This is a genomic window from Occallatibacter sp. (assembly GCF_049582745.1).
Classification (GTDB): Bacteria; Acidobacteriota; Terriglobia; order Terriglobales; family Acidobacteriaceae; genus Telmatobacter.
Genome location: NZ_JBAUUO010000059.1, coordinates 77109 through 99408, shown reverse-complemented (window position 1 = coordinate 99408; position 22300 = coordinate 77109). Strand labels below are relative to the sequence as shown.

Annotated in this window: 19 protein-coding genes; 10 read left to right on the top strand and 9 right to left on the bottom strand. The window is 58.2% G+C overall.

Annotated elements, in window-relative coordinates:
* Positions 1–13 precede the first annotated feature (13 nt).
* Positions 14–1198, bottom strand: a complete 1185-nt coding sequence (locus WCA10_RS08060; protein ID WP_472821996.1) for a hypothetical protein — start codon at positions 1196–1198, stop codon at positions 14–16.
* Positions 1199–1480: 282 nt separating this feature from the next.
* On the opposite strand from WCA10_RS08060, the gene lpxD reads away from it, so the two are divergent.
* From lpxD to WCA10_RS08045, 3 genes are read left to right on the top strand one after another with little or no spacing between them, the layout of a single operon-like run.
* On the top strand, positions 1481–2533 hold the full coding sequence (gene lpxD / locus WCA10_RS08055; RefSeq protein ID WP_472821995.1) for a UDP-3-O-(3-hydroxymyristoyl)glucosamine N-acyltransferase: 1053 nt from the start codon (positions 1481–1483) through the stop codon (positions 2531–2533).
* Positions 2534–2535: 2 nt separating this feature from the next.
* On the top strand, positions 2536–2913 hold the full coding sequence (locus tag WCA10_RS08050; RefSeq protein ID WP_472822083.1) for a bleomycin resistance protein: 378 nt from the start codon (positions 2536–2538) through the stop codon (positions 2911–2913).
* Between the two features lie 36 nt (positions 2914–2949).
* Entirely contained in the window at positions 2950–3528 is a 579-nt protein-coding gene (locus WCA10_RS08045; RefSeq protein ID WP_472821994.1) for a hypothetical protein, read from the top strand.
* A gap of 1 nt (position 3529) precedes the next feature.
* Here the strand turns inward: WCA10_RS08045 and WCA10_RS08040 are convergent, their stop codons facing one another.
* Entirely contained in the window at positions 3530–3760 is a 231-nt protein-coding gene (locus WCA10_RS08040; RefSeq protein ID WP_472821993.1) for an exodeoxyribonuclease VII small subunit, read from the bottom strand.
* A gap of 4 nt (positions 3761–3764) precedes the next feature.
* On the bottom strand, positions 3765–5639 hold the full coding sequence (locus WCA10_RS08035; RefSeq protein WP_472821992.1) for a bifunctional homocysteine S-methyltransferase/methylenetetrahydrofolate reductase: 1875 nt from the start codon (positions 5637–5639) through the stop codon (positions 3765–3767).
* A 275-nt stretch (positions 5640–5914) separates the two neighbouring features.
* Between WCA10_RS08035 and WCA10_RS08030 the strand changes: the two genes are divergently transcribed.
* The 3 genes from WCA10_RS08030 to WCA10_RS08020 all read left to right on the top strand — a co-directional run bounded on the left by WCA10_RS08030 (position 5915) and on the right by WCA10_RS08020 (position 9013).
* A complete protein-coding gene (locus tag WCA10_RS08030; protein WP_472821991.1) occupies positions 5915–7411 on the top strand; it encodes a hypothetical protein in 1497 nt (498 codons plus the stop codon).
* Between the two features lie 6 nt (positions 7412–7417).
* Positions 7418–8155: a bacillithiol biosynthesis deacetylase BshB1 gene (gene bshB1, locus WCA10_RS08025; protein WP_472821990.1), complete on the top strand. Its 738-nt coding sequence runs from the start codon at positions 7418–7420 to the stop codon at positions 8153–8155.
* Positions 8156–8263: 108 nt separating this feature from the next.
* Positions 8264–9013, top strand: a complete 750-nt coding sequence (locus tag WCA10_RS08020) for a class I SAM-dependent methyltransferase (RefSeq protein ID WP_472821989.1) — start codon at positions 8264–8266, stop codon at positions 9011–9013.
* A 726-nt stretch (positions 9014–9739) separates the two neighbouring features.
* Here WCA10_RS08020 and WCA10_RS08015 read toward each other — a convergent pair.
* Positions 9740–10477: an aquaporin gene (locus WCA10_RS08015; RefSeq protein WP_472821988.1), complete on the bottom strand. Its 738-nt coding sequence runs from the start codon at positions 10475–10477 to the stop codon at positions 9740–9742.
* Between the two features lie 300 nt (positions 10478–10777).
* Here WCA10_RS08015 and WCA10_RS08010 point away from each other — a divergent pair, with 300 nt between their 5' ends.
* The 4 genes from WCA10_RS08010 to WCA10_RS07995 all read left to right on the top strand — a co-directional run bounded on the left by WCA10_RS08010 (position 10778) and on the right by WCA10_RS07995 (position 16477).
* Entirely contained in the window at positions 10778–11476 is a 699-nt protein-coding gene (locus tag WCA10_RS08010; RefSeq protein ID WP_472821987.1) for a winged helix-turn-helix domain-containing protein, read from the top strand.
* A 38-nt stretch (positions 11477–11514) separates the two neighbouring features.
* A complete protein-coding gene (locus WCA10_RS08005) occupies positions 11515–12945 on the top strand; it encodes a sensor histidine kinase (RefSeq protein ID WP_472821986.1) in 1431 nt (476 codons plus the stop codon).
* Between the two features lie 96 nt (positions 12946–13041).
* Positions 13042–14043 carry a phosphate ABC transporter substrate-binding protein PstS gene (gene pstS, locus WCA10_RS08000; RefSeq protein ID WP_472821985.1) on the top strand — a complete coding sequence of 334 codons (1002 nt, stop codon included), beginning with the start codon at positions 13042–13044 and terminating at the stop codon, positions 14041–14043.
* A 151-nt stretch (positions 14044–14194) separates the two neighbouring features.
* Positions 14195–16477, top strand: coding sequence for a GH92 family glycosyl hydrolase (locus WCA10_RS07995; protein ID WP_472821984.1), 2283 nt, complete (start codon positions 14195–14197; stop codon positions 16475–16477).
* A 7-nt stretch (positions 16478–16484) separates the two neighbouring features.
* Here WCA10_RS07995 and cyaY read toward each other — a convergent pair whose 3' ends face one another.
* From cyaY to WCA10_RS07970, 5 genes are all read right to left on the bottom strand, one after another.
* A complete protein-coding gene (gene cyaY / locus WCA10_RS07990) occupies positions 16485–16808 on the bottom strand; it encodes an iron donor protein CyaY (RefSeq protein WP_472821983.1) in 324 nt (107 codons plus the stop codon).
* A gap of 514 nt (positions 16809–17322) precedes the next feature.
* On the bottom strand, positions 17323–18315 hold the full coding sequence (locus WCA10_RS07985) for a maleylpyruvate isomerase N-terminal domain-containing protein (RefSeq protein WP_472821982.1): 993 nt from the start codon (positions 18313–18315) through the stop codon (positions 17323–17325).
* Positions 18308–20977: an ADOP family duplicated permease gene (locus WCA10_RS07980; protein WP_472821981.1), complete on the bottom strand. Its 2670-nt coding sequence runs from the start codon at positions 20975–20977 to the stop codon at positions 18308–18310. Before WCA10_RS07980 ends, WCA10_RS07985 begins: the two co-directional genes overlap by 8 nt.
* Positions 20978–20996: 19 nt before the next feature.
* The gene (locus tag WCA10_RS07975) at positions 20997–21311 is read right to left on the bottom strand and encodes a PadR family transcriptional regulator (protein WP_472821980.1); all 315 of its coding nucleotides are present in this window, start codon (positions 21309–21311) and stop codon (positions 20997–20999) included.
* A gap of 272 nt (positions 21312–21583) precedes the next feature.
* Positions 21584–22294 carry a hypothetical protein gene (locus tag WCA10_RS07970; RefSeq protein WP_472821979.1) on the bottom strand — a complete coding sequence of 237 codons (711 nt, stop codon included), beginning with the start codon at positions 22292–22294 and terminating at the stop codon, positions 21584–21586.
* Between the last annotated feature and the right edge of the window lie 6 nt (positions 22295–22300).

Sequence of the window (22300 nt, the reverse complement as noted above, 5' to 3'; positions counted from 1 at the left end):
CAGACCCGCGGCTTCAACGTCGCTCATCCAGCTTGCCGATGCGGCCGTGGGGGCCGACAACATAGGGGAGGGAAAGGGCGTTCCAGTTGCGGTCGGCGTCGGGGGCCTCGTGGAGCGCCGGATCGGGATGGAGAGCGCGCCAGTGTTTTCCGTCGTCGGTAGAGATGTCGGTGCCGTTGGGGCCTACGGTGATCCAGGATTTGGTGGTGGGGTTGTAGGCTACGGCGGAGCGGTAGCCGTGGGGCGGGGTTTGGGCTGGCTGCCAGGTCTTGCCGCCGTCGGCGGTGATAGCGGCCGCTCGTGTCCTGGCATCTGGTTTTTTGTAATCGCCACCGACGGCTGCCCCAATCAGGTCAGTCCGGAAATCGAACGAGAAGACGCCTGCACTATCAGTTCCCTGAGAAATGGGGATTTCGGCTCTGGAAGCTTCTTGTCTGCAGGGCTCACACGTTGGGGTCTCTTCGAACCTCACTGACGACATATAGGCGTGTGCGGGTACGCCGGAGACAAATCGAAAAGCGAATTTCCATGTTGGGTCGACCTGTCTTGTGTGCGCAATCTGCAAAACCGAATTGCTCGCTGCGAAGGATCCCTCGCCGACATCACTTTTGCCTTTCATTGAGTAGCTCAATTCAAGTTCGCGCCCTTCCCACCCCTCTTTCCATTCCCACAACCGAAGCTGCCCTTGCACTGAATCTCCGAGAATGAGAGCTTCATCAGGAACTGGGGCTTTGGAAGGTTCATCGGGATCGCCCGCCTGAATTGCATCCCAGAAACCGTCCTTATCCGGATTAGTAGCTACAAGTTTCCAGGAGTGGCAGCCGTCGGTGGTTTTGTAGAGGCGGGATTGGTCGCCGGGGCCGCTGGACATGACGATGGCGGTGTTGGCGTCGAAGGCCTGGATGCCGCGGAAGTCTAGCTTCTCGGCGCCGGGTGGAATGGAGCACGATTGCCAGACGTATCCGCTGTCTTCGGTGCGCAGGACAGTGCCGTTGGTGCCGGAGGCCCATGCGACGCCGTTGCCGACACTGTCGATTCCGCGCAGATCGGCGGTGGTGTTCGAGGTCTGGAGCGTCCACTGGGCGTGGGATGATGTGGTTGCGAGGAATGCGAGGAGGATGAGGGCCAGGCGCATGAAGTCAGTGTAGAGTCGCCGACCATGGATTGTGTTTACGTAGGCAGCAAATGCAGCTAGCACCAGAAGGTTTCCAGGGATGGGGCAACGCTTTGAGTGGCTGGAGAAAGACAAAGCAGGTCCTTCGACTCCCCTTCACTGCGTTCAGGGTCGCTCAGGATGACGAAGTTGACTTTTGTGATTTCTCCCACCCTTGCGACAAGAGCGTCGCAAGGATGGGGCACCCGGCTGTGTTGTGATCCGGAAGAATTTGGGAGGAGGAGTAGTGCCCTTCGGCGTGGTTACATAACCAAAAGGGGATGGCGCGGGCGGCCGGCGGCGCTAACCTTTCAATGGAGCAATCCCATGACACTGCAAGAGCTGATTGAAGAACTGGGTGGAAACCTGGTGCAAGGCGATCCGGAGTGGATGGTTGAGGGCGTGAACGCACCCGAAAAGGCCACTGCCTTCGACCTAGCATTTGCCGACTCCGATGCGGCGGTCACTGCGGCGTTTGCGAGCAACGCGGGCGTTGTCGTGTTGAAGCCCGGCGCGGTCAAGGAGTATCCGCGCGGCAAGTGCATCATTGAATCCGACCAGCCGAAACTCTGGTTCGCGAAGGCAGCGAGGCTGGCAAAGAAGCACATCCATATTGCGGGCATTGCTCACTCCGCTGTCGTCGCGCCGGATGCGAAGGTCGATCCGGGTGTGGTGGTCGGTCCCTGCGCCGTCATCGGCTCCCACGTGACGATCGGCGACGGCACACTTATCGACGCGGGCGTGGTCCTCGGCGACGGAGTAAAGATCGGGGAACACTGCCACATTCATCCGCGCGTAGTCATCTATCCCGGCACAACCATCGGCACTCGCGTGGTGGTGCATGCGGGCGCGGTGCTCGGTGCTGATGGCTTTGGATATGTGCGGGATTCAGTGACGGGAGAGCACACGCAGTTTCCTCAGCAGGGAACACTCACCATCGAAGACGACGTCGAAATTGGCGCGAACTCCACCATCGACCGGGGAGCGCTCGAGGCCACGCGCATACGCCGCGGCGTCAAGATCGACAACCTCGTTCACGTCGGCCACAACTGCGACATCGGCGAGAATGTGATCTTGGTGGCGCTTACCGGCATCTCGGGCTCGTGCACGGTAGGCAAAGGCGCGGTGCTGGCCGGGCAGGTGGGCATGGGCGACCATGCGCACGTTGGTCCGGGGGTGATTTTGGGCGGGCAGTCCGGCGTCTTCAGTGGTAAAACCATTACAAATGATGGACGGCGGCCGGGAACGGTCATGTTCGGAACCCCCGCGCGGCCTTTGAAGCAGGTGTTGCGCGAGCAGGCGGTGCTTTCAAAACTTGCGAACGAAGCAAGACCGGTCGGGAAAGACAAAACACCCGAAGGCGGCGATGGGCCAGGGTAGAAATTCAGCGAAGGAGGGATGCGATGATCCGACGCGCAATTCCCCTGTTACATATATCGAGCGCGGCCGAGGCGGTTGACTTCTATTGTCAGGGCCTGGGATTCCAACTCGAGTTTGAGCATCGGCCCGAGGGCGTGACAACGGACCCGTGTTATTTGGGCATCTCGCGCGACGGTGTTTGGGTTCATCTTTCGTCCTTCAGCGGCGACGGTGTTGCCGGAGGCGTTGCCAATTTCATCGTCGACGACGTCGATAAGCTCCACGGGGAGTTCATCACCAGGCACGTACCCATCGTTGTTCCTCCGGTCGATCAGATATGGGGAAGCCGCGAGATGTATGTCAAAGACGCCGATGGAAACAGCCTGCGCTTTATCGCCTGACGCACCTCAATTCCAGAATCTTCGAATGGAATAACCATGGCCATCCTCGTCGTGGGCGGCAGCACTAAAGATATCGGAAAGACCGCACTCGTCTGCGCAATTATCTCGGCGCTCCGCGACTTCGATTGGACCGCCGTAAAAATCACCGCCCTTGACCACATCGGGGATAGCGTCGATGAAGTTTCCGCTGGCGCGGTAATCCGCGAAGAGACTACTGCAGGCAGCGAGACAGATACGTCCCGCTACCTTGCCGCCGGCGCTCGCCGCGCCCTGCTTGTAATGCGGAGCGGAGCGGAGGTTCCGGTCGAGGAGATTCGGCGTGCTGTTGGAGCGGACCGCAACGTGATCTACGAATCGAATCGGATCGTTGATGCAATTGAGCCGGACGTGTGTCTCGCTCTCGTCGCGGATCCCATAGTGGAATGGAAACCAAGCTTTGTTCGCTTTTTGCGGAGGGCGGACGCGCTGGTGAGTTTCGGATTTCCGGAAATTGAAGCGGCAAATCTGCGGACAGAGATTCCGCGATTCGCATTGCAATCGAAGGAACGACTGACGCCGGAAATGGTTGACTGGCTTCGATCGCGACTCAACCGATCTCAGATGCGAAACAAGTGACCTACTTGCTGGCCTTGTCGGTCGGGAAGGGTTCTGTCTTCAGCGAACCATCGCGCTGCTTGATGAGGATTTGCACCTTGCCCTCGGCGGTGTCGAGTTCCTTCTTGCAGGCCGCGGAGAGACCCACGCCCTCTTCGAAGAGTTTGAGAGAGTCTTCAAGGGTCAAGTCGCCCTTTTCCAGCTGATCGACGATGGTTTCAAGCTTCTTGAGCGAATCTTCGAACGATGGCATGGCATTACTCCGTGACTGATGCGTCCTGCGGCAATACGCTGGCGATCACTTCGGCTGCGGCGATGTAGCGCCCGAATGGCGCGCTGACCTGTACACCCTGCACCAAGGGGCGCACGGCTTCGAGCATCTCCTGCGCGATGAGAATGCCTTCCTTGCGAGCGGCGTCCGGTGTCGTAACCTGCGCCATGCGCAGCATGATCTCTTCAGGCATGGAGACGCGCAGGTCGTTCTTCATGAACTCCGCGTTGCGCAGGCTGGTGAGCGGCCAGATGCCGGCGATGACGGGAATGCGGAACGACTCGATGCGGTCGAGAAATTCTTCGAGCAGGCGCAGATCAAAGACGGGCTGCGTGATGGCGTATTCCGCCCCGGCTTCAACCTTGTAGGCGAAGCGACGCAGTTCATGCTCGATATCCGGAACGCCGGGATTGGCTGCAACGCCGATGGTGAAGTTGGTGGATGCTGAGATCGAGTTGGAGCCGATGTCGAGGCCGTGATTGAGACGCCGGACAATATTGACGAGTCCAATGGCGTCGACGTCGAAGACCGCCGTAGCGTCGGGGTAATTGCCGAGCTTGGGTGGATCGCCGGTGAGGCAGAGGATGTTCTTGAGGCCGATCGACGAAGCGCCGAGCAGGTCGGACTGGATGCTGAGAACGTTCCGGTCGCGGCAGGTGTAGTGAAGAATGGTCTCGATGCCGGTGTGCTGCTGGATCTGGATGCAGAGGCTCTGAGCGCTCATGCGCGCGGAGGCGCGGGGCGAGTCGGGGACATTGATGGCGTGGACGCCGAGTTGGGCAAGCAGCCGTGCGCCTTCAATCTCCTTGCTGCAATCGATGCCCTTGGGCGGCACGATTTCGACGAGCGTGACAAATCCCTTCTGTTCAATGAGCGAACCGATGCGGGAACGTTGGCCAAGAGGTGCGGGCGGCGTTTCAGTGGAAATCTCAGCGTGCTTGCCACCGTCGGCTACGCGGGCTTGCGCGTCGATGGCGCGCATGGCCGATCGCATCGCTCGGATATGGTTGGGTGTGGTGCCGCAGCAGCCGCCGACAATTTGAGCGCCGGCCGCGATGGCCTTGCGGGCGAAGCTGGCCATGTATTCCGGCGAGCAGAGATAGATGTTGCGGCCTTCGATGGCGCGCGGCATTCCGGCGTTGGGCATGGCGGCGAGCGGCAGCGTGGTTGAACTCCGCATTGCTTCGATCGCCGTGAGAACGGTGGAGGGCCCGGTGGAGCAATTGACGCCGATGGCCCCTGCGCCCCACTCCGTCAGGAGCGCGGCGGCCTGCTGCGGCGACGAACCGTCGAGGCAGTTGCTTTCGTCGTCAACTGTAACCATTACCAGAACTGGCAAATCGGGCGCGGTTTCTTCGGCGGCCAGCAACGCCTCTCGTGCCTCGTTGAGCGCGGGCATTGTCTCGATGATGAGCATGTCGACGCCGGTATCCGCGAGGGCACGTATCTGCTCAGCGAATGCTGCGCGTGCCTCATCGAGTCCGGTTTTTCCCAGCGGCTCCAGCCGGACGCCGAGCGGCCCTATCGATCCGGCAACGTATGCCGTACCTGCCTGCTTTTCCTGGAGGTGTTCAACGGCCTGGCGTGCCAGCTTGACGCCGGCCGCATTGATTTCGGCAACCCTGGAGGCGAGGCCGTGCCGCGTGAGGCGAAAGCGGTTGGCGCCAAAGGTGTTGGTTTCCAGAATCTCGGCGCCGGCCTGGAGATACTCCTCATGAATCGAAAGAATGAGGTTGGAGTCGGAAAGGTTCAGCTCGTCATAGCAACGGTTGATGAAGACCCCACGCGCATAGAGAACCGTACCCATGGCGCCATCGGCGAGAACGTTGCGATTTGAGAAGATATCGGCAAACTGGGCCATTCTGTTGTCATGCTATCGCAAGCCTTCGGGGAATGTATCTGAATGTGCGGCGAACGGCGACTTGAGCGGGGCCGAATGGAAGCGCGGCGCATTAAGTCGAGCGAGCGGGTTGCTTTGTTATACTTCGAGAGTCAAAAGCTATGCAGAACCGGTCCAGGATCAGCCAGTTCGGACGGGCAGGTTCTGCGGCAATCGCCATTCATTTTGTCCAAGTTGCGGTAACCGCGGTGCAATCATTTTCGGCCTGTCCGCGACGATTTTTGAGGGAAGCGATTTTGAAGAAAAGAAGTCTTTGGTGTAGCGCCGCCGGATCCCTGGTAGCGGCAATTGTGCTGGCGGGATGTGGTTCCACGACATATTTTGCGGGAAGGACGCTGCCCCCAAGCGGCCTTACGAACCGCGTTCTGATTGCCATACAGAACCCGAGCATCGCCGCGTCTGGCGCGCTGGTCTTTGTGGATGCCTTCTACGATATTCGCTTCAGCTTTGACCAGAAGGTTGGCAGTTTCAGTATCACAGGGTACTCCGGACAGTTGCCGGTCACGATCCAGAACATGCCCGAGGAGCAACTTGGAGCGGTATACGGAGCTGGTGACGGATCGCTGCACACGGTGAACTATCAAAAAGAGACTGACAACGGTACTCAAAAGGGCTTGAACGGCCTTTCGTCGAGCATTTTCATTACGCGTAATCAGAACTACATTTTCGCGGCCAGCCAGCAGGCGACGGTGCTCACGGCAGTCGACAACACCAATGGCGGCACCTACGCGTTGAGCTTGCCGGGCGTTTACCGGGTGAGCGTCAATCCTGGCGGATCGGCGGCGATGGCGTTTGTGCAGAATTCCAACTATGCGTATTACGTGCGCAAGTTGACCGCGAATGAGACGCTTACTTACTCCGGCGGGTCGAGCACCTGGCCGAAAGCTGCCATGGATTGCGAGCCGCAGAATTCGCCTGGCTGGTGCCTGTTCCAGATGCAGAGTCCTGACAATGTTGACTCGACGGGCAATGCCTACGGCGCGCCGCTCGTGTTCGATCGGCCCGTGAAGGCGGTGTTTTCGGCCGATGGCAATACGGCATACGTGTTGAATTGCGGCGCCGAGTGCGGCGGCTCAACTTCTTCGATTACCAAGATGTCGGTCGCTCCGCTGATCTTCCTGTCTGGGCAGCACTCCGGCAGCTTGCCGACCAATAATGCCCTACACGCCGACTGCGCGACAACGCCGAACGCAAGTTCCTGCACGCTGGCGATTCCCGGCGGATCGAGTAACGCGCTTGTGTCGACGACGACGATGTTTGTCGTTGGTCAGCAATTGCAACCGGATGGATTGTTTACGGGGAACCTGACGCTCGTGAACCTGGCGCAAGCCGCTTCGAGCACTATTTCGGCCTCATCGCCAATTTCGATCAGCGACGGTGCACCGGGAGCGCCGAGTCGCATGCAGATGGCTGACGACAACACACTGTGGATCGGCATGACCAAGTGCAATAACGGCGAGCGGTTCAAAACGGGCCAGGCATACGGTTGCCTCACGATGTTCAACACCAGCACCAATACGGTAACTCTGCTGGAGCCGTACCTCGGCGATCTGGATGGCATCGCGGCCGTGATCGGTTTGCACAAGGTCTACGTCGCGCAGGGTGGACAGGTCTATATCTTCCATACCACCGATGGATCGTCGATCAACAACCAGTATGTGACGGTGACGGGAACTGCGTCAGATGTCGCATTTATGGACGCGCATACAGACGGCAACAACACTGTCTACTAGTCAGCCATGCTTGCAAGCGAGGAGTCCAATGTCCGGCGTGCAGATGTACTGGCCATCGCCGCGCACCGCGATGACGTGGAACAGACTTGCGGGGGAACGCTGCTGCGCATGGCGGCGCGTGGACTGCGATCGGCAATTCTTGACCTGACAAGGGGCGAGGCTGGTACGCGCGGAACCGCGGAAGATCGTGCGCGGGAAGCATCTGAAGCGGCCCGCCTGCTAGGTGTAGGCCATCGCGAGGCGCTTGACCTGCCCGATGGGGCAATCGAGAACTCGCTCGAAAATCGAAAGAAGATTGTGCGCGTGCTGCGCGAGGTTCGGCCAAGGGTTGTCATTCTGCCTTATTGGCAGGCCCGCCACCCTGACCACGCAATCGTGGCTACGCTTGGATACGAGGCATGTTTTCTGTCAGGTCTGGCGAAAGTCGAGACTGGAACCGCTCCGCATCGGCCTTTCAAGATTGTTTATGCGAGCTTGTATGCGGATGTGAGACCCAGTTTTATTGTCGACATCACGCCGTTCATCGAACAGCGGCATGCGGCGTTGATGGCGTACAAGTCGCAATACGCGAACCAGGATGCGGGGAGCGCGCTGTTTGTTCCGGAAGAAGAGATCCGGGAGCGTACGTTTGCTGAAGCGCGGCACTATGGCTTGCTGGCGGGTGTGAAGTATGGAGAGCCATTCGTACAGAAGGAAGTTGGCCTGGTCGACGACCTGACGCTTCTGCCCGTGCAATCGATCTAGGCATACTTAGCCGCCAGATTGGCTATTACGATTTCTTATCAAAACCCAAAAGAGAATAGCTTTGCGTTATGTATCGTACCTCGCCGAAAATGAAGGTGGAGGTTGCCGATGATGCAGACGTGGGATCCCTTTGCCTACGACCGCAATGGCGGATTTGTGCACGGACTCGCGGAGGGTGTACTGGATTTGCTTGATGCGCAGAAGGGCGAGTACATCCTTGACCTCGGCTGCGGCGATGGCCAGCTAACCCAGCGACTCGCGGCAACTGGCGCTCATGTGTTGGGGGTCGATGCTTCTTCGAATATGGTCGAAGCGGCGCGTGCGAGAGGAATCGAGGCGGAACAGGCGAATGCTGAATTGTTGCCGTTTCATGATGGGACCTTTGATGCGGTCTTCTCGAATGCTGCGCTGCATTGGGTGCGCAATCAGGATGAGATGCTTGCGCAGGTGCATCGTGTGTTGAGAGCCGGAGGTCGCTTTGTGGCGGAGATGGGCGGACACGGGAATATTGCGGCGATTCGTGTGGCGCTCATGGCGGTGCTGGATCGCCATGGATACGGTGATAGTGAAGATGGCGTTAATTACTTTCCGACTGCCGAGTACTACACGGAGCGGCTGAAGCGGCATGGATTTCGAGTGGGACACATGGCGCTGATTCCACGGCCGACGCAGCTTGCGGAGAGTGGAATGGAAGGATGGCTGCGCACGTTTCGCCGGGGAGTCCTGGATGGATTGCCGGAGGATGTCGGCGACGCCGTGGTCAGAGAGACGGCGAAATTGCTTGCGCCGGCTCTGCAGAATGAGTCCGGGAATTGGATTGCAGATTATGTGCGGCTGCGATTTGCTGCCATTGCCTGATAGGTGCAAATCGCGGAGTAAGACGATAAGTGCAATTGAGATAGATTGAATTGCAACAAAAGTATCTTCGGATGCTTGATTTTGGGAATTACCTGAAAGAGAAGAGCTACTTCCCTCCCCGAAAGAACGCACAGGCGAGGAGACCTGCCGGCCGTGCTCAGTTCGCGGGGCGAGGGCGTAGTCCCGATCTGAAAGGTTCCGCGAACCAAAGGCGCCGAGTCCGCACTCCTTTTGCGAGTTACCCGGCGTGGTGTTGGTGTTGCGAGATATACGTGGTTCTGCCGGTGGTGTAGGTTACGGATACTTCGCTCCGGCACGTCGTGGAATGGCGTTGCGCGACGCGCTGGACCAGGCCAGTCGCGTGGCGGAACGTACCTGGGCAAAGCGATCGGGCAGGTTGAGGCCGATATGCGGAAGGGATACGAACGCATGGTGGTGATCACCGGCGAGCAGTCGCACGACTAGGTGCCTGCACCTCGCGGATGTGGCTATGTGATCAATGTAGCCTCGAACCGCAACGGCGTTGGATACGGACCGTGGAGCCACATCGACGGCTGAAGCGAGGCAGTGGTTGAGCTTATTTCCGAGCTGGAGACCGTGGACGGTGATTGTCTGAACCAACCGGCGGAGATACGAGGGCTCGCTTATTCGCCCCCAAAAAGTAAGACAGGGAGATCTGCGGAAGCGGATCTCCCCGTTTGTTCTGGCAGAAATTAGATGGATCAGCTAAACCGCGATTTCGTTCTCGACTCCGCGGCGGTTCTTGATCTCCGGCATAGGCTCATCGGCTTCCAGTAATTTCAAGCGGAACAGCAGCCCTGCGACAAGGCCGGCGACGCTTGGAACAACGAGAAAGAGCCATAACTGTGTGAGTGCGGTACCCCCGGCGAAAATCGCCGGGCCGAGGCTGCGTGCCGGATTCACGCTCACGCCTGTAATGTGAATGCCAAAGATGTGAATGACGACCAGGGTCAGGCCGATGCCGAGGCCCGCGAAGCCTGCGGGAGCGGCTTTCTGCGTTGCTCCGAGGATGACGATTACAAAGATCAGCGTAGCCACGAATTCAAATACTATGGCGGAGGTGACGTTGTATCCACCTTGGTAGCCGGCGCCCCAACCGTCCTGGCCAAGGCCCCTGGTTGCGATGTCGTAGCCGGTGCCGACTCCGCGAACGATCAACGAAAGCACGCCGGCTGCGAGAATTGCGCCAATGAACTGGCCGATCCAATAACCGATCATGTCACCGGTCTTCATCCGGCCCGCGGACCACACGCCGAGGCTGACGGCAGGATTGATATGGCAGCCGGAGATGGGTCCGATTCCATATGCCGCTCCGATGAGCGCTAATCCGAAGGCGAAGGCAATGCCGAGGATGCCAACCTTGTCCCCTGCGACCACGGCGGTGCCGCAGCCGAAGAGCACGAGGATGAATGTGCCAACCAACTCAGCGAAATACTTTTTCACGGGTTCCTCCAGTCCTTGTTTGAAAGCTGAGAATTGCCGCTGCCCGGTTTCGTGCGAGTGCGGGACATCGAAAACTGCACCGGTGAGGGAGGAGAGACGGGCAGAGGCCCTTTGCTTATTGCGGAGCGAGTGTCGCAGAGGGGGCCAAATAGAGTCAAGCAAGTCAATGGGATGCCGCTCTGGCGTTCCCAAATTCATCAAACGTTTGCAATTTGTTTGCCTGGCTGAATTACTCTGTTAACGATTCCGAGCGGCCTCGGCAATCGAATTCCACTGGCCGCTGGTGAAAGGCATCCCGGTTTGAGCCAAACCGTATTTGTACTGGAAGACGACACCGACATAGCGCGGCTGGTGCAGCATCATCTTGAGGCCGCTGGATTTGCACCCCGAATTTTCCATACACCCGGTAACGTGATTTCCGATGCCGAGCGTCAGCCTCCGGCACTTTTCCTGCTCGACATCATGGTTCCCGGAGGCGATGGGCTGGACGTTTGCCGGAGGCTGCGGTCTCATCCGGCACTTTCCACGATTCCTATCATTTTTTTGACGGCGCGGGCGGGCGAAAACGATCGCGTTCTTGGGCTGGAACTGGGCGCGGACGATTACATTACAAAACCGTTTGCCACCCGCGAGCTGGTTGCACGCGTGAAGGCGGTGCTGCGGCGATTTGAGCGCCCGACCACGCCTTCGGTCATCAGCTTTGAAGAAGTGGTGATCGACGCGAATGCCATGCAGCTTAAGGTCCGAGGCGAGCTGACGACGACGACAGCCACGGAATTTCGGTTGCTGGATTACCTCGCGCGGCATCCGGGACGGGTATTCAGCCGCGATCACCTGCTTGATTCGGTCTGGGGCGATGCACGTTTTGTGACACCCCGCTCGGTGGACGTATACGTGCGCCGCATCCGTGAGAAAATCGAGGTCGATCCGGAGAATCCGCGCTATCTGAAAACCGTGCGTGGAGCGGGATACCGGTTTGAGATTCCCAAGGGTGAGTGAGACCGCAGGCCAGAAACCCGGCGTGAGCAGGCCCTGAATTGACACGTAAAGTATTCACAAAACTGATGGCGTTGTTTGTGCTCCTGCTGCTGTTTGAGACGGCAGCCATGGAGATAATTCTGCGGCGGATGATGGAGCACTCCGAAGGAGAGACGCTGCATCGTCTGGGCGGGGAGGCCATTTGGTCGGGGCTGATCGCGCTGCTGGTGGCGCTGCCGATTGCAGCATGGGCGGCAAGCCGTATTGCGGCGCGGTTGCAACGTGTGATGATCTTTGCCCGCCGCATTGCGCAAGGAGATCTGAGTGCGCGCCTGGAGCACGATCGTGGAGGGGAACTGGCCGCGATAGAAGCCGCGCTGAACCAGACGGCGGAGCGGTTGGGACAGAGTTTCGCCGAGATAGAGAGCAGTCGGCACGAGCTGGCGACGATGCTGGACTCGATGCAGGAGGCAGTGGTGGCGGTTACGGCGGAGGGATTGGTCCGTTGGTCGAATACCGTGATGAAGCGCACTGCTGGAACTGAGATTCGAGTTGGCCGTCCCCTGGTGCATTCGGTGCGCGATCCGGAGTTGCTGGATTGCGTGAAAGGCGCGCAGGAATCGCGTGAAGTACGGTATGGGCGGTCGAGTTCGCTGGCACCGGGCCGGACTTTCGAAATTAGCGCAGCACCGTTACCGACCGGTGGGGTTATCGCAGTTCTGCATGACGTGACTCGAATTGAGTCGGCGGAACGGTCGCGCCGGGATTTCATCGCCAATGTGAGCCATGAACTGCGTACGCCGTTGACGTCGATTCAGGGATACGTTGAAACGCTTGTGGAGGACCCGCATCCAAATCCCGCGACGACCAATGAATTTCTGCAAGTAATCCTGAAGAATGCGACGCGCATGAACCGGCTGACGGAGGATTTGCTCGCGTTGGCCACGATCGAGAGCCCGGATTACAAGCTTGCGATGCAGCCGACGCGGGCGAGCGAAATGGTGAATGATGCAATTGATTCGCTGGGCGGCCTTGTGGTGGATTCCGGAGTGGAGTTGGAATCGTCGGGAGCGCCGGATGCTTTGGTGATGGTCGATCCCGACGCCATGAACCAGGTTTTTGGGAATCTGATCGAAAATGCTGTCAAATATGGAAAGTCGGGCGGAAGGATCCAGGTAGGCGCTCGGACACTGGACAGTGAGATCGAGTTCTATGTGCGGGACTTTGGCCCGGGCATTGCATCGGAGCACCTGGACCGGATCTTCGAACGGTTCTATCGCGTTGACAAGGCAAGATCGCGGGAAGCCGGAGGAACGGGGCTGGGGCTGGCGATTGTAAAACACATCGTTCAGGCGCATGGAGGACATATCCGCGCGGAAAGCGAACTCGGCTCGGGGACGACATTTCTATTCACTTTGCCGGTTGTTCCCGCAAAACATCGCCATGAAGAGCACGCCGATGCGCAGACAGTGGCACAAAATGGCGCTTAACTTGATAAAAATCAGAAAGCTGCCTCCTTTTCAAATCCCCGTAACATTGCGTAGCGAGAATGAATTACGGCAGTGATCCTGCATGGGAGCGAATCCGTGAAAAAAACTTTGCTTGCAATAGGTATGTTGGTTTTAGCGATGGGCGTCGCCCAGGCGCAGAAGTTAACCGCAGCCGGTGCGACTTTCCCCTACCCGATCTACTCGAAGTGGTTCAGTGAATATAGCGCTGCTCACCCAGGCGTGGAAGTCAATTACGCCTCTATCGGTTCGGGCGGCGGTATTGCGCAGGTGACGAAGGGGTTGGTGGATTTTGGCGCGTCGGACATGCCGATGACCGACGAGATGCTGTCGTCTTCGCCGGTGAAGCTGATTCATCTTCCAACCGTGTTGGGTGCCGTTGTGCCGGTGTACAACGTACCCGGCGTCAAGGATCTGCGCTTCAGTCCTGACGTGCTTGCAGACATTTATCTTGGCAAGCTCACGAACTGGAATGATGGCCGTATCGCAAAAGACAATCCCGAAGCGAAGCTGCCCGACCAGAAGATCATCGTCGTGCATCGTTCGGATGGATCGGGAACGAGCTTCATCTGGACTGACTTTCTCAGCAAGGTGAGCAAGGATTGGGCCGGCGGGCCAGGCAAAGGTACTTCACCGAGTTGGCCTGTGGGAGTTGGAGGCAAAGGCAATGAGGGCGTCGCCGGTCTGGTGCGCCAACTGCCCGGTGCGATCGGATACGTCGAGCTGATTTATGCACTTCAGAACCACATGACGTACGGTGGAGTTAAAAATGCGGCTGGAAACTGGATTACGGCATCGATTGAGAGTGTGACAGAAGCGGCGGCGGGCGTGAAGCAGATGCCGGCGGATTATCGCGTTTCAATTACGAATGCTCCGGGTGCGAACGCGTATCCGATTTCGAGCTTCACGTACCTGCTGATCCCGGTAAAAGGAATGAACCAGGCGAATCGTACGGTGATGAAGGATCTGTTCAGCTGGATCTTGAAATCTGGCGAAAGTCAAGCTTCATCGTTGTCGTATGCTCCGCTGCCGGATACGCTGGTTGAGAAGGAATTGAAGACGGTGTATTCGCTGCAGTAGAACAGTTACCCTTGGCGAGATGTTCGAGGCCGCGCTTATGCGCGGCCTCGCTCTTTGGATGGAGTGAGCGCCGATGGTTGGCCTTAAGCGATTCGGATCGGAAGAGTAGAATTCGAGGCTGAGAATTCTTTCGAACCAAAGGAACTTTCCGATGCGCGTAATTCCTGCTCTTTATACTTTGGCATTGCTGCAGATTTTTCTCATCTCGTCGGCGCAACCTCAATCGACGACATCTCCATACGATTCGGTTGATCCGCTCATTGGTACGGCGGGTGGAGGCAACACGTTTCCTGGTGCGACGCTGCCGTTTGGAATGATCCAGTGGAGTCCGGATACTAATACGGATGCGTGGTACAGGTACGACGAGAAGCAGTTGTATGGGTTCAGCCTGACGCATATCAGCGGAGCGGGATGCCCTTTGTATGGGGATTTTGCAGTGCTGCCCAAGACTGACCAACTTACGATCAGCAAGGGTACTGTAACAGTCCATGTTCCCTTTGATCGGCGCGATGAGCAGGCTCATCCGGGCTATTACGCGGTAACTCTGACGGATGGAGTGCGGGTTGAACTTACGGTTGGGGAACGCGCAGGTATCGCGCGATTTACATTTCCGAATGGAGCTGATGCCGGACTCATCGTGAACGCTGGAAGCAGCGCGAACTCAATTGCGAATGGTGAGGACAATTCTCGTATTCGCGAGGCATTTGGCGATCATATCGAAGTTTATGCCGACGGAAGTTTCTCTGGCTGGACGAGCGCGGGGCGATTCTGCGGGAGTGACTCGCATTACAAGCTCTATGTTGCCGGCAAATTCAGCCGGAGTCAGAAGTCGGCATCGCTCTGGCAGGATGATTCTCTGGAATCGAAAGCAGCGAGCGGCAAACACACTGGCGCATGGTTTGACTTTGGGAAGGAACGGGAGATCCTGCTGAAGGTGGGCGTTTCGTTTGTGAGCGAAGCGGGTGCACGAGCAAACATGGAAAAGGAGATTCCGGGATGGGACTTTGAGCGGGTCCATCAGCAAGCGGAGGGCAAATGGAGCACGCTGCTGAATCGCGTCGCCGTAGAAGGCGGGACGGACGAGCAGAGGAAGATTTTCTACACGGGCGTATACCATTCATTTTTGTCTCCGAACCTCTTTAGCGATGACGACGGGCAGTACATCGGGTTCGACGAGAAAGTGCGTTCGCTTGCGGGGACGAAGCAGAAAGCGCAATACGCGAACTTTTCCGATTGGGATATCTATCGGAACACAGTGCAGTGGCAGGCGCTTTTCGAGCCAGAGAGCGAGAGCGACATGATGCAGTCGCTGCTGAACGATGCGGAACAGAGCGGTTGGCTGCCGAAGTGGGAAGCAGCAAACGATGTTACCTACGTGATGGGAGGCGATTCTCCGGATACGGTGCTGTCGTCGGCCTATGCGTTTGGCGCGCAGAATTTCGATACTGGGAAAGCGCTCGAATATATGGTGAAGGGCGGCACGCAGCCCGGCGTGGGGCCGCATCACGATTCAGAGAGGCCTTTCCTTGCCGATTACCTGAAGCTGGGATACTCGCCGATTGACAGGGACATTGGGGCAGCTTCGCACACGCTTGAGTATGCAAGTGACGATTTCGCGATTGCACAGTTTGCGAAAGCGATCGGACGCGAGGATGAATATCATCGCTTTCTGAAGCAATCGGAGAACTGGAAAACGCTGCTCGATCCGGAAACGCACTGGATCCGGCCGCGCAACGCAGACGGATCCTGGCTGGCGGGATTTGATGCGGAGCGGTCGCTGCCCAAGCGTCCCAATGTGCCTGTGCCCAGCGACCAGATGGGGTTCGAGGAAGGAAACACGTATCAATATTCATTCATGGTGCCGTTCGACTATCCGGCACTGTTTGCTGCGATGGGCGGCGAGCATGTTGTGGAATCCCGTCTCGATCACTTCTTTACCGCGCTGCGTTGTTGGGGCAAGCCGTGTTTTAACATCGAAAATGAGCCGGATTTTGTGACGCCCTACGCTTACGTCTTTTTTGGCAAGCCGTGGAAGACGCAGGACGTGGTGACGCGCATTGGCAAGGAGACATTCAAGGCTGCGCCGGATGGCATCCCGGGCAATGACGATCTTGGAGCCACATCGGGCGTGTATGTATGGAACGCGCTGGGGTTCTATCCGGCGGTTCCTGGCGTGGGTGGGTTGGTGATCGGCACGCCGATGTTCGACAAGGCTACTTTGAGTTTTGCGGGCGGTCGAACGGTGGTGGTATCGCGCGAAGGGCAGGGCATCTATGTGCAGCAGGTGGAGCTGAACGGTGTTCCTTACGCGAGTTCATGGCTGCCGATCAGCAAGATCCGAACAGGAACGAATCAACTGCAATTCAAAATGGGCACGGAGCCAAACATGCAGCGAGGAACAGCTTCAGAGGATCGCCCACCGAGTTTCCGTTAGTGCAGGATCAGTCGTGCCTGTTCTCGTGGATGAGCCGGTCGACGAGCGGGATCAGTTTTTCGCCGGTACGGGAAAGAACGAATGTGCTGGATGAGGCGTCCCAGTCGAGCTTGAAGCTGGTGGAGAGAGCGGAGATCCAGATCTGGCGTACCGGGGTGTTGGGTGTGATTACGAATTTGACGGCCGGTTCTTCGAAAACAACGTTGAGCACGCCGCTTTGCTCCTCGACCTCGAAGCCGGCCTCGTCTTCTTCTTCACGGGCGATCAGATGTTTTTTCAACGCTTCGAGAGCGCTCTCCGCGGCACGCCGAAACTCAATTTCATCCTGCATGGTTCAAGTGTAGCAATCGATGGCCGGCTGCGGCGAGGCGACGGGCGGCGAGACGAACAGAGCGGGTAGACTGTTTTCGCGTAAGGCCAGATGTTGCGGGCATGGGCGAGGCTGACGGCCCACCAGTGAAAACAAGGCGAAGCTGGTCGACCGCGCGCAGACGCCGGAGATTCCGCCGTTTGCAGATAGGATGTGACGGTCGTCGATGGCTTAGCCGTGTTTCAATCGGCTGCGCTGTTAGGTCCGTCTGATTCAGAAACCGAAGTTAACTCTCCGCGTGAATTGACGGTCCATTTCTGTCGACGCAGATTGTGTGGTGAGTATGAAGTTCTTGAAAGAGACCCAGAAAAGCCGAAAAGCAGATTCTTCGCTCACCACCCCCAAACTGAACTACGTTTGGGGCTCCGTTCCCTCAGAATGACACCGACATTGAAAGAAGCCCGAGAAGCAACTGCAGGTTCCTCCGCTCCCGTTGGTCGGTCGGAATGACAGCGGATGGAGTGGCCTTGCATTGTTAGCCGACGATGGCCGTGAGATGAAAGATGCGTTCGGCGAGCGCGGCGTCTCCTTTAACAGATGAAAGCGCAAGGGCCTCGTTGCGATCGATGCCCTTGGTGAATACGCGCCAGGCGATTTCCTGCGGAATGATGACTCTGGCGGTTGGAGGGTTCGCGGATGTTGGAGCGAATCTCCAACGTTGATCGTTTTTCAAAAGAAGCCAGGTACCTCCGCAGTCGCCGGAGATATCGAGCTGTACGGTCGTTCCAACCGGCGAATCCACATTTCGAAACGCGTAGGGAAGTCCACGGACGAAGCAGTCGAGAACAGGATGGTAGAGCTCGGGCGTCATGATTCCGGGGCGATTGGTGGCGTGGCGTATCTGCTGCTGGTGATGCCAGCGCTCGGTGAGTTCGCGGGCGGTATCGAACCAATTGAGTGATGTGGACTCTCCGGCCCAGCTCACGTTGAAGATGGCGGGCGCGAAGGGGTCGAGGGATTCGTGGAAGTCGGCGCTCTGACGGCAGGCGATTTCCATCATGTCGATGAGAACGGGCGGGCTGAGACGGCGATAGACGGTGACGCCTTCGCGGTTGAGGCGATTGACGAGGTTGACGACGTCCTGTTCGGAGTGGATCTTAAGCTGTTCGACGAAGAAACGATCGCGGACGAGCGAGAGCTTGCGGAGAACGGTGTCGAGCAGGTGAGCGGCCACGTCGCGGACTTTCCAGGCTGGCGCGATGGTCTGCAGCTCCCATTCTTCGGTGCGGAGATCGCGGAGCAACTGGATCAGCTTTGCGTCGACATGGCGAAGCAGCGGTGCGCGGAGGATCGGTGCGGTGCCTGAGATTTGGTGGGACATGGGATGAGGGTTATGGTAAATCGGCTTCGCGGAGTGGCGCGCGATGGTTCGTGCTTTGCCACCCTTGACTTCGTCAAGGATGGGGTACCCGGCAGGTAGACATTCTTTTGCGAATGCTCGAATGATGGGCCGGTTTCCGTTATTCATTGCGCAGGGCCTGCATGGGGTCAATCGCTGCGGAGCGGCGTGCGGGAATCCAACAGGCGAGCAGCGCTGCGAAAAACAGGAGGGCGGTGACAGCGGTGAGACTGTAAAAATCAGTAACCTGAACGCCATACAGCGTGGCGTGCATCAGGCGACCGAGGACGACAGCGCCAGCCAGACCGATGCCCAGGCCAAGCAGTGACAATCGCATACCACTGCCCACAATGAGGCGAATGACTTCGCTGTATTGGGCGCCGAGCGCCATGCGCACGCCCATCTCGTGGGTGCGCTGCACCACGGCGAAGGACATAACGCCATAGATTCCGATGACGGCAAGAAGAAGGGCAACGGCTGCGAACGCTCCGAAGAGGATCATCTCAAAACGGTCGCTGGATTGTTCCTGCTCCATATTGTCGGTCATGGTTCTAACGTGGTCAATGGCAGCGCCGGGCATGACGGAACTCACGGTGCGCTGCAAAGTAGTCGTGATGGTCTCGGGATCGATCGCGAGCGTACGGACGGCTATCCGGAAGAGTGGCCATCCCACCTGCCATTGCGAAACGTACATCTGCGGCTGCACTTCGCCCGTGAGATGTTCGTTGTTGAGCACGTCGTGGAAAATGCCGATTATCTGGAATTCCTCAGCTGCCGGGATTTGTGTCGGACCGGGGTTGGCCCTGCGGAAGACAGGGATCCGAAGCAACAGTTTCTGATTCAGCGGATGGCAATTTGCCAGGTAGCGGCGTACGAATGTTTCATTCACCATGACTACGCGCGGCGACTGCAGTCCGTCTTCTTCGCCGAAGAACCGTCCGCGTACAAGTCGGATTCCGAAGGTTCTGAAGAAACTTGGAGTCACAGCCTCGAGGTCGGCCGTCGGCATGTGGTCTTTGTCCACAGTTTGATTGGCAACCTCGAAGCGGAATGAGTTGGCACCTTCCATTGGCATCCCGATGCCTCCTGCCGCGTCGGCAACGCCGGGAATCTGGCGCACGCGATCGAGGAGTTGATGCTGCTGAACCGAAGCCTCCTCAGGAGAAGAGACGGAAGGCTTGCCGCCCGGGCCGTTTTCTCGAGGCCTAAGCTCCGCCGTCAGGACGTGGTCCGCCCTGAATCCTACATCGATATGGCTGAGGTTCCAGAAGCTGTGCAGAGCCATCCCGGCGCCGGCTAGCAAAACCAGCGAGAGAGCGATCTCCGTGATTACCAGCGCAGACTGCAGTCGTGTTCGGCCGCGACCGCCTGCGGCTCGCGAGCCTTGCTTCAGCGCCTCATTCTGATTGATGCGGGCGCTGCGCCAACTGGGAGCGCAACCGGCAATAACTCCGGCGAGCAGCGCAATGAGAATGGAGAAGCCAAGAACAGGCAGGTTCATCTCCACCAGAGCGTCGGTGGCTTCAAGTGCGAGATTGGGCAAGAGAACGATGCTCAGCTTCATGATCGCCCAGCCTAAGGCGATACCGATAGCTCCGCCGAAGATCGCAATCGTCAGGCTCTCGGTGAACAACTGCATGAAGATCTGGCTGCGTGTGGCGCCAAGAGCGGACCGAACCGCCAGCTCCTGCGTGCGGGTGGTTCCGCGTGCGAGCAGGAGATTGGCGATATTGGCGCATGCGATCAGCAGCACCAGGCCAACGGCATACAGCAGCAGCCAGAGGTTGCGCTGGGTCTTCAGGTCGAGCCAGTCGTTGCGGAAGTGCTCCACCGTGAGCACGTAGGGGCTGGTGCCTTGAGGAGCCCCGTGCTGCCTCGCAATCTGATTGTTGATTACGGAAAGCTCCGCTTGTGCCTGCGCGAGCGTAGCGCCCGGCTTGAGGCGGCCGATCATGATGCCGAATTGGCGGCTGGGTTGGCCGGGTGTAAGACGAACGGGAACGTTGAATTCGACACCTCCACCGTTTTCGTGGGGACTAGGTCTCAGGACGCCAACGACGGTGTAGGGCTGATCTTCAATCAGGATGGACTTGCCGACGATGTTGGGATCGGAGTTGTAGCGATGCCGCCAAAGCCAGCTTGAGAAAATCACGACATGATCGTTGCCGGGGCTGCCTTCATCCGGCAGAAAGTCGCGCCCAAGGAGCATCGGCTGCCGCACCGTTCTGGTCTGCAGGCCGGGGCTGCAGGCTAGTCCCGCTTCCTGGTCTGCGGCGTGGTCAGCATTGGTGAGGTGGAGGGCGATCCAGGACTGAAACGAGAGGCTCTGGAACGAGTGGTTTTGAGCGGCTAACTGGGCGTAATCTTCACCGCTCGTGGGCGCGCGTTCGCCTTTGTAGTGGCCCCACACCACCACGAGCTGGTTGGCATTGGGATACGGCAGCGGCGCGAGGAAGGTGGCCCAGATCATGCTGAAGATCGCTACTACCGGCCCGATGCCGAGGGCCATGCCGAGGATTGCCGTGATTGCGAATCCCGGCGAGCGGCGCAACTGGCGCAGGGCATAGCGCACACTCTGCGCAAACCGCTCGGCTGGCTCCCAACCCCGATGCGGCCGTGTGGCGTCGGCTACGAGGAGCAGATTTCCCATCTCTTTCGCTGCGGCAGCGTGCGCCTGATCGGGCGACTCGCCGCGAGCGACGTGGTCCTCCATCGTCATGCGCAGGTGCGATTGCAACTCTTCGTGCAGATCCTGCCTCCACCGCTCCCAACTCCAGGGCCAGAGTTTCATGTCTGTTCCTTTCCCGGTCTCATGATTTCGGTTTCATGATTGCTGGTTCCATGATGGCGGCGATCGCCTGCACCATCTGCTGCCAGCGTTTGTGATCGGAGGCGAGTTGTTGTTTCCCTTTGGCGGTGATTTCGTAGAACTTTGCGCGTTGCTTGCTTTCTGTCAGACGCCACTTCGACTTGACCCAACGCTGCCGCTCGAGACGGTGCAAGGCAGGATAAAGAGAACCGGTTTCAACTTGCAACATCTCACTGGACTTGAGGCGAATGGATTGTGCAACGCCGTATCCGTGCATCGGGCCCCACTGGAGCGCCTGGAGGATCAGCATGTCCAAAGTGCCCTGGAGAAGCTCGATGCGATTGCGGTATGTTTCGCAAGGATTCATCGGGACGTAGACAATCTACGCCCAAGGAAGAAGATTGTCTAAGGGGTACTGAGCTCAACCTTTCTCGGCAAGCTGTGAAGCGGTGTCCTTTGAGGATCCGATGGCATTCGGGCGGCCACCCGGACGCGAACGGATGTTGACTGTGATCCCGCGGGTTTCACCGAGGCAATTTTTGGGCGACGCCTCTGGGGGCGGTTGTGGTTTCTGCATGATCCAAAGTGTCAGGCCGAGTCTTGGCGGGCTGTCGAGCTATGGCGTCTGACAGAGCTTGTTGACGGGTGGGTGCGCGGATTTCGAAAGAAACTTTTCGCTTTCCTGATTAATGCTGCTTCGTCGTCTGCAAAGACCTCGTCATTGTTGCCTTCATCGTTTGGTTGATAGCCGCTATCGTCGTCGAGATTTTCTTCTTCGGGCTCCTGGTCTTCGAAGTTATCGCCTGTTGAGAGTTCCGAACGGTGCTGCTCTTCCTCTTCCTCCTCTTCTTCCTCTTCTTCTTCTTCTTCTTCTTCGGGCTCTTCGTATTTTTCGCAGGTATCTTTGCGGGGGCAGTTGCGGCAATCGAGGGGAGGCTCGCAGACGGATTTCTCGGGAGCGAGGGCGACGCCGGTGGATTCTTCGAAGGTGCGCACGGACTCGCCGGGTTCGAGGGCGGGGGCTTGTTTGACGAGCTGGGCAGCGATCTGGAGGCCATAGAGGAGAAGGCCGGCGCGGCGGGTATCCATATAGGGCGAGTTGAGGGCGGCGAGGACCTGGGTGAGGGCGATCTGGATGCCTCGGACGTCTTCGATGGGGAAGACGGCGAGTTTGTCGGGATTGGCCGGATTGCCGTAGCGGTGAAGGTTCTGGTGGTAGTAGCAATACGGCAGGTTGTGGAGGGCCGGGGAGTGGCATTTTCTACCGCTCGGCATGATGTGTCGGCATTCGTTGTACATGGTTCG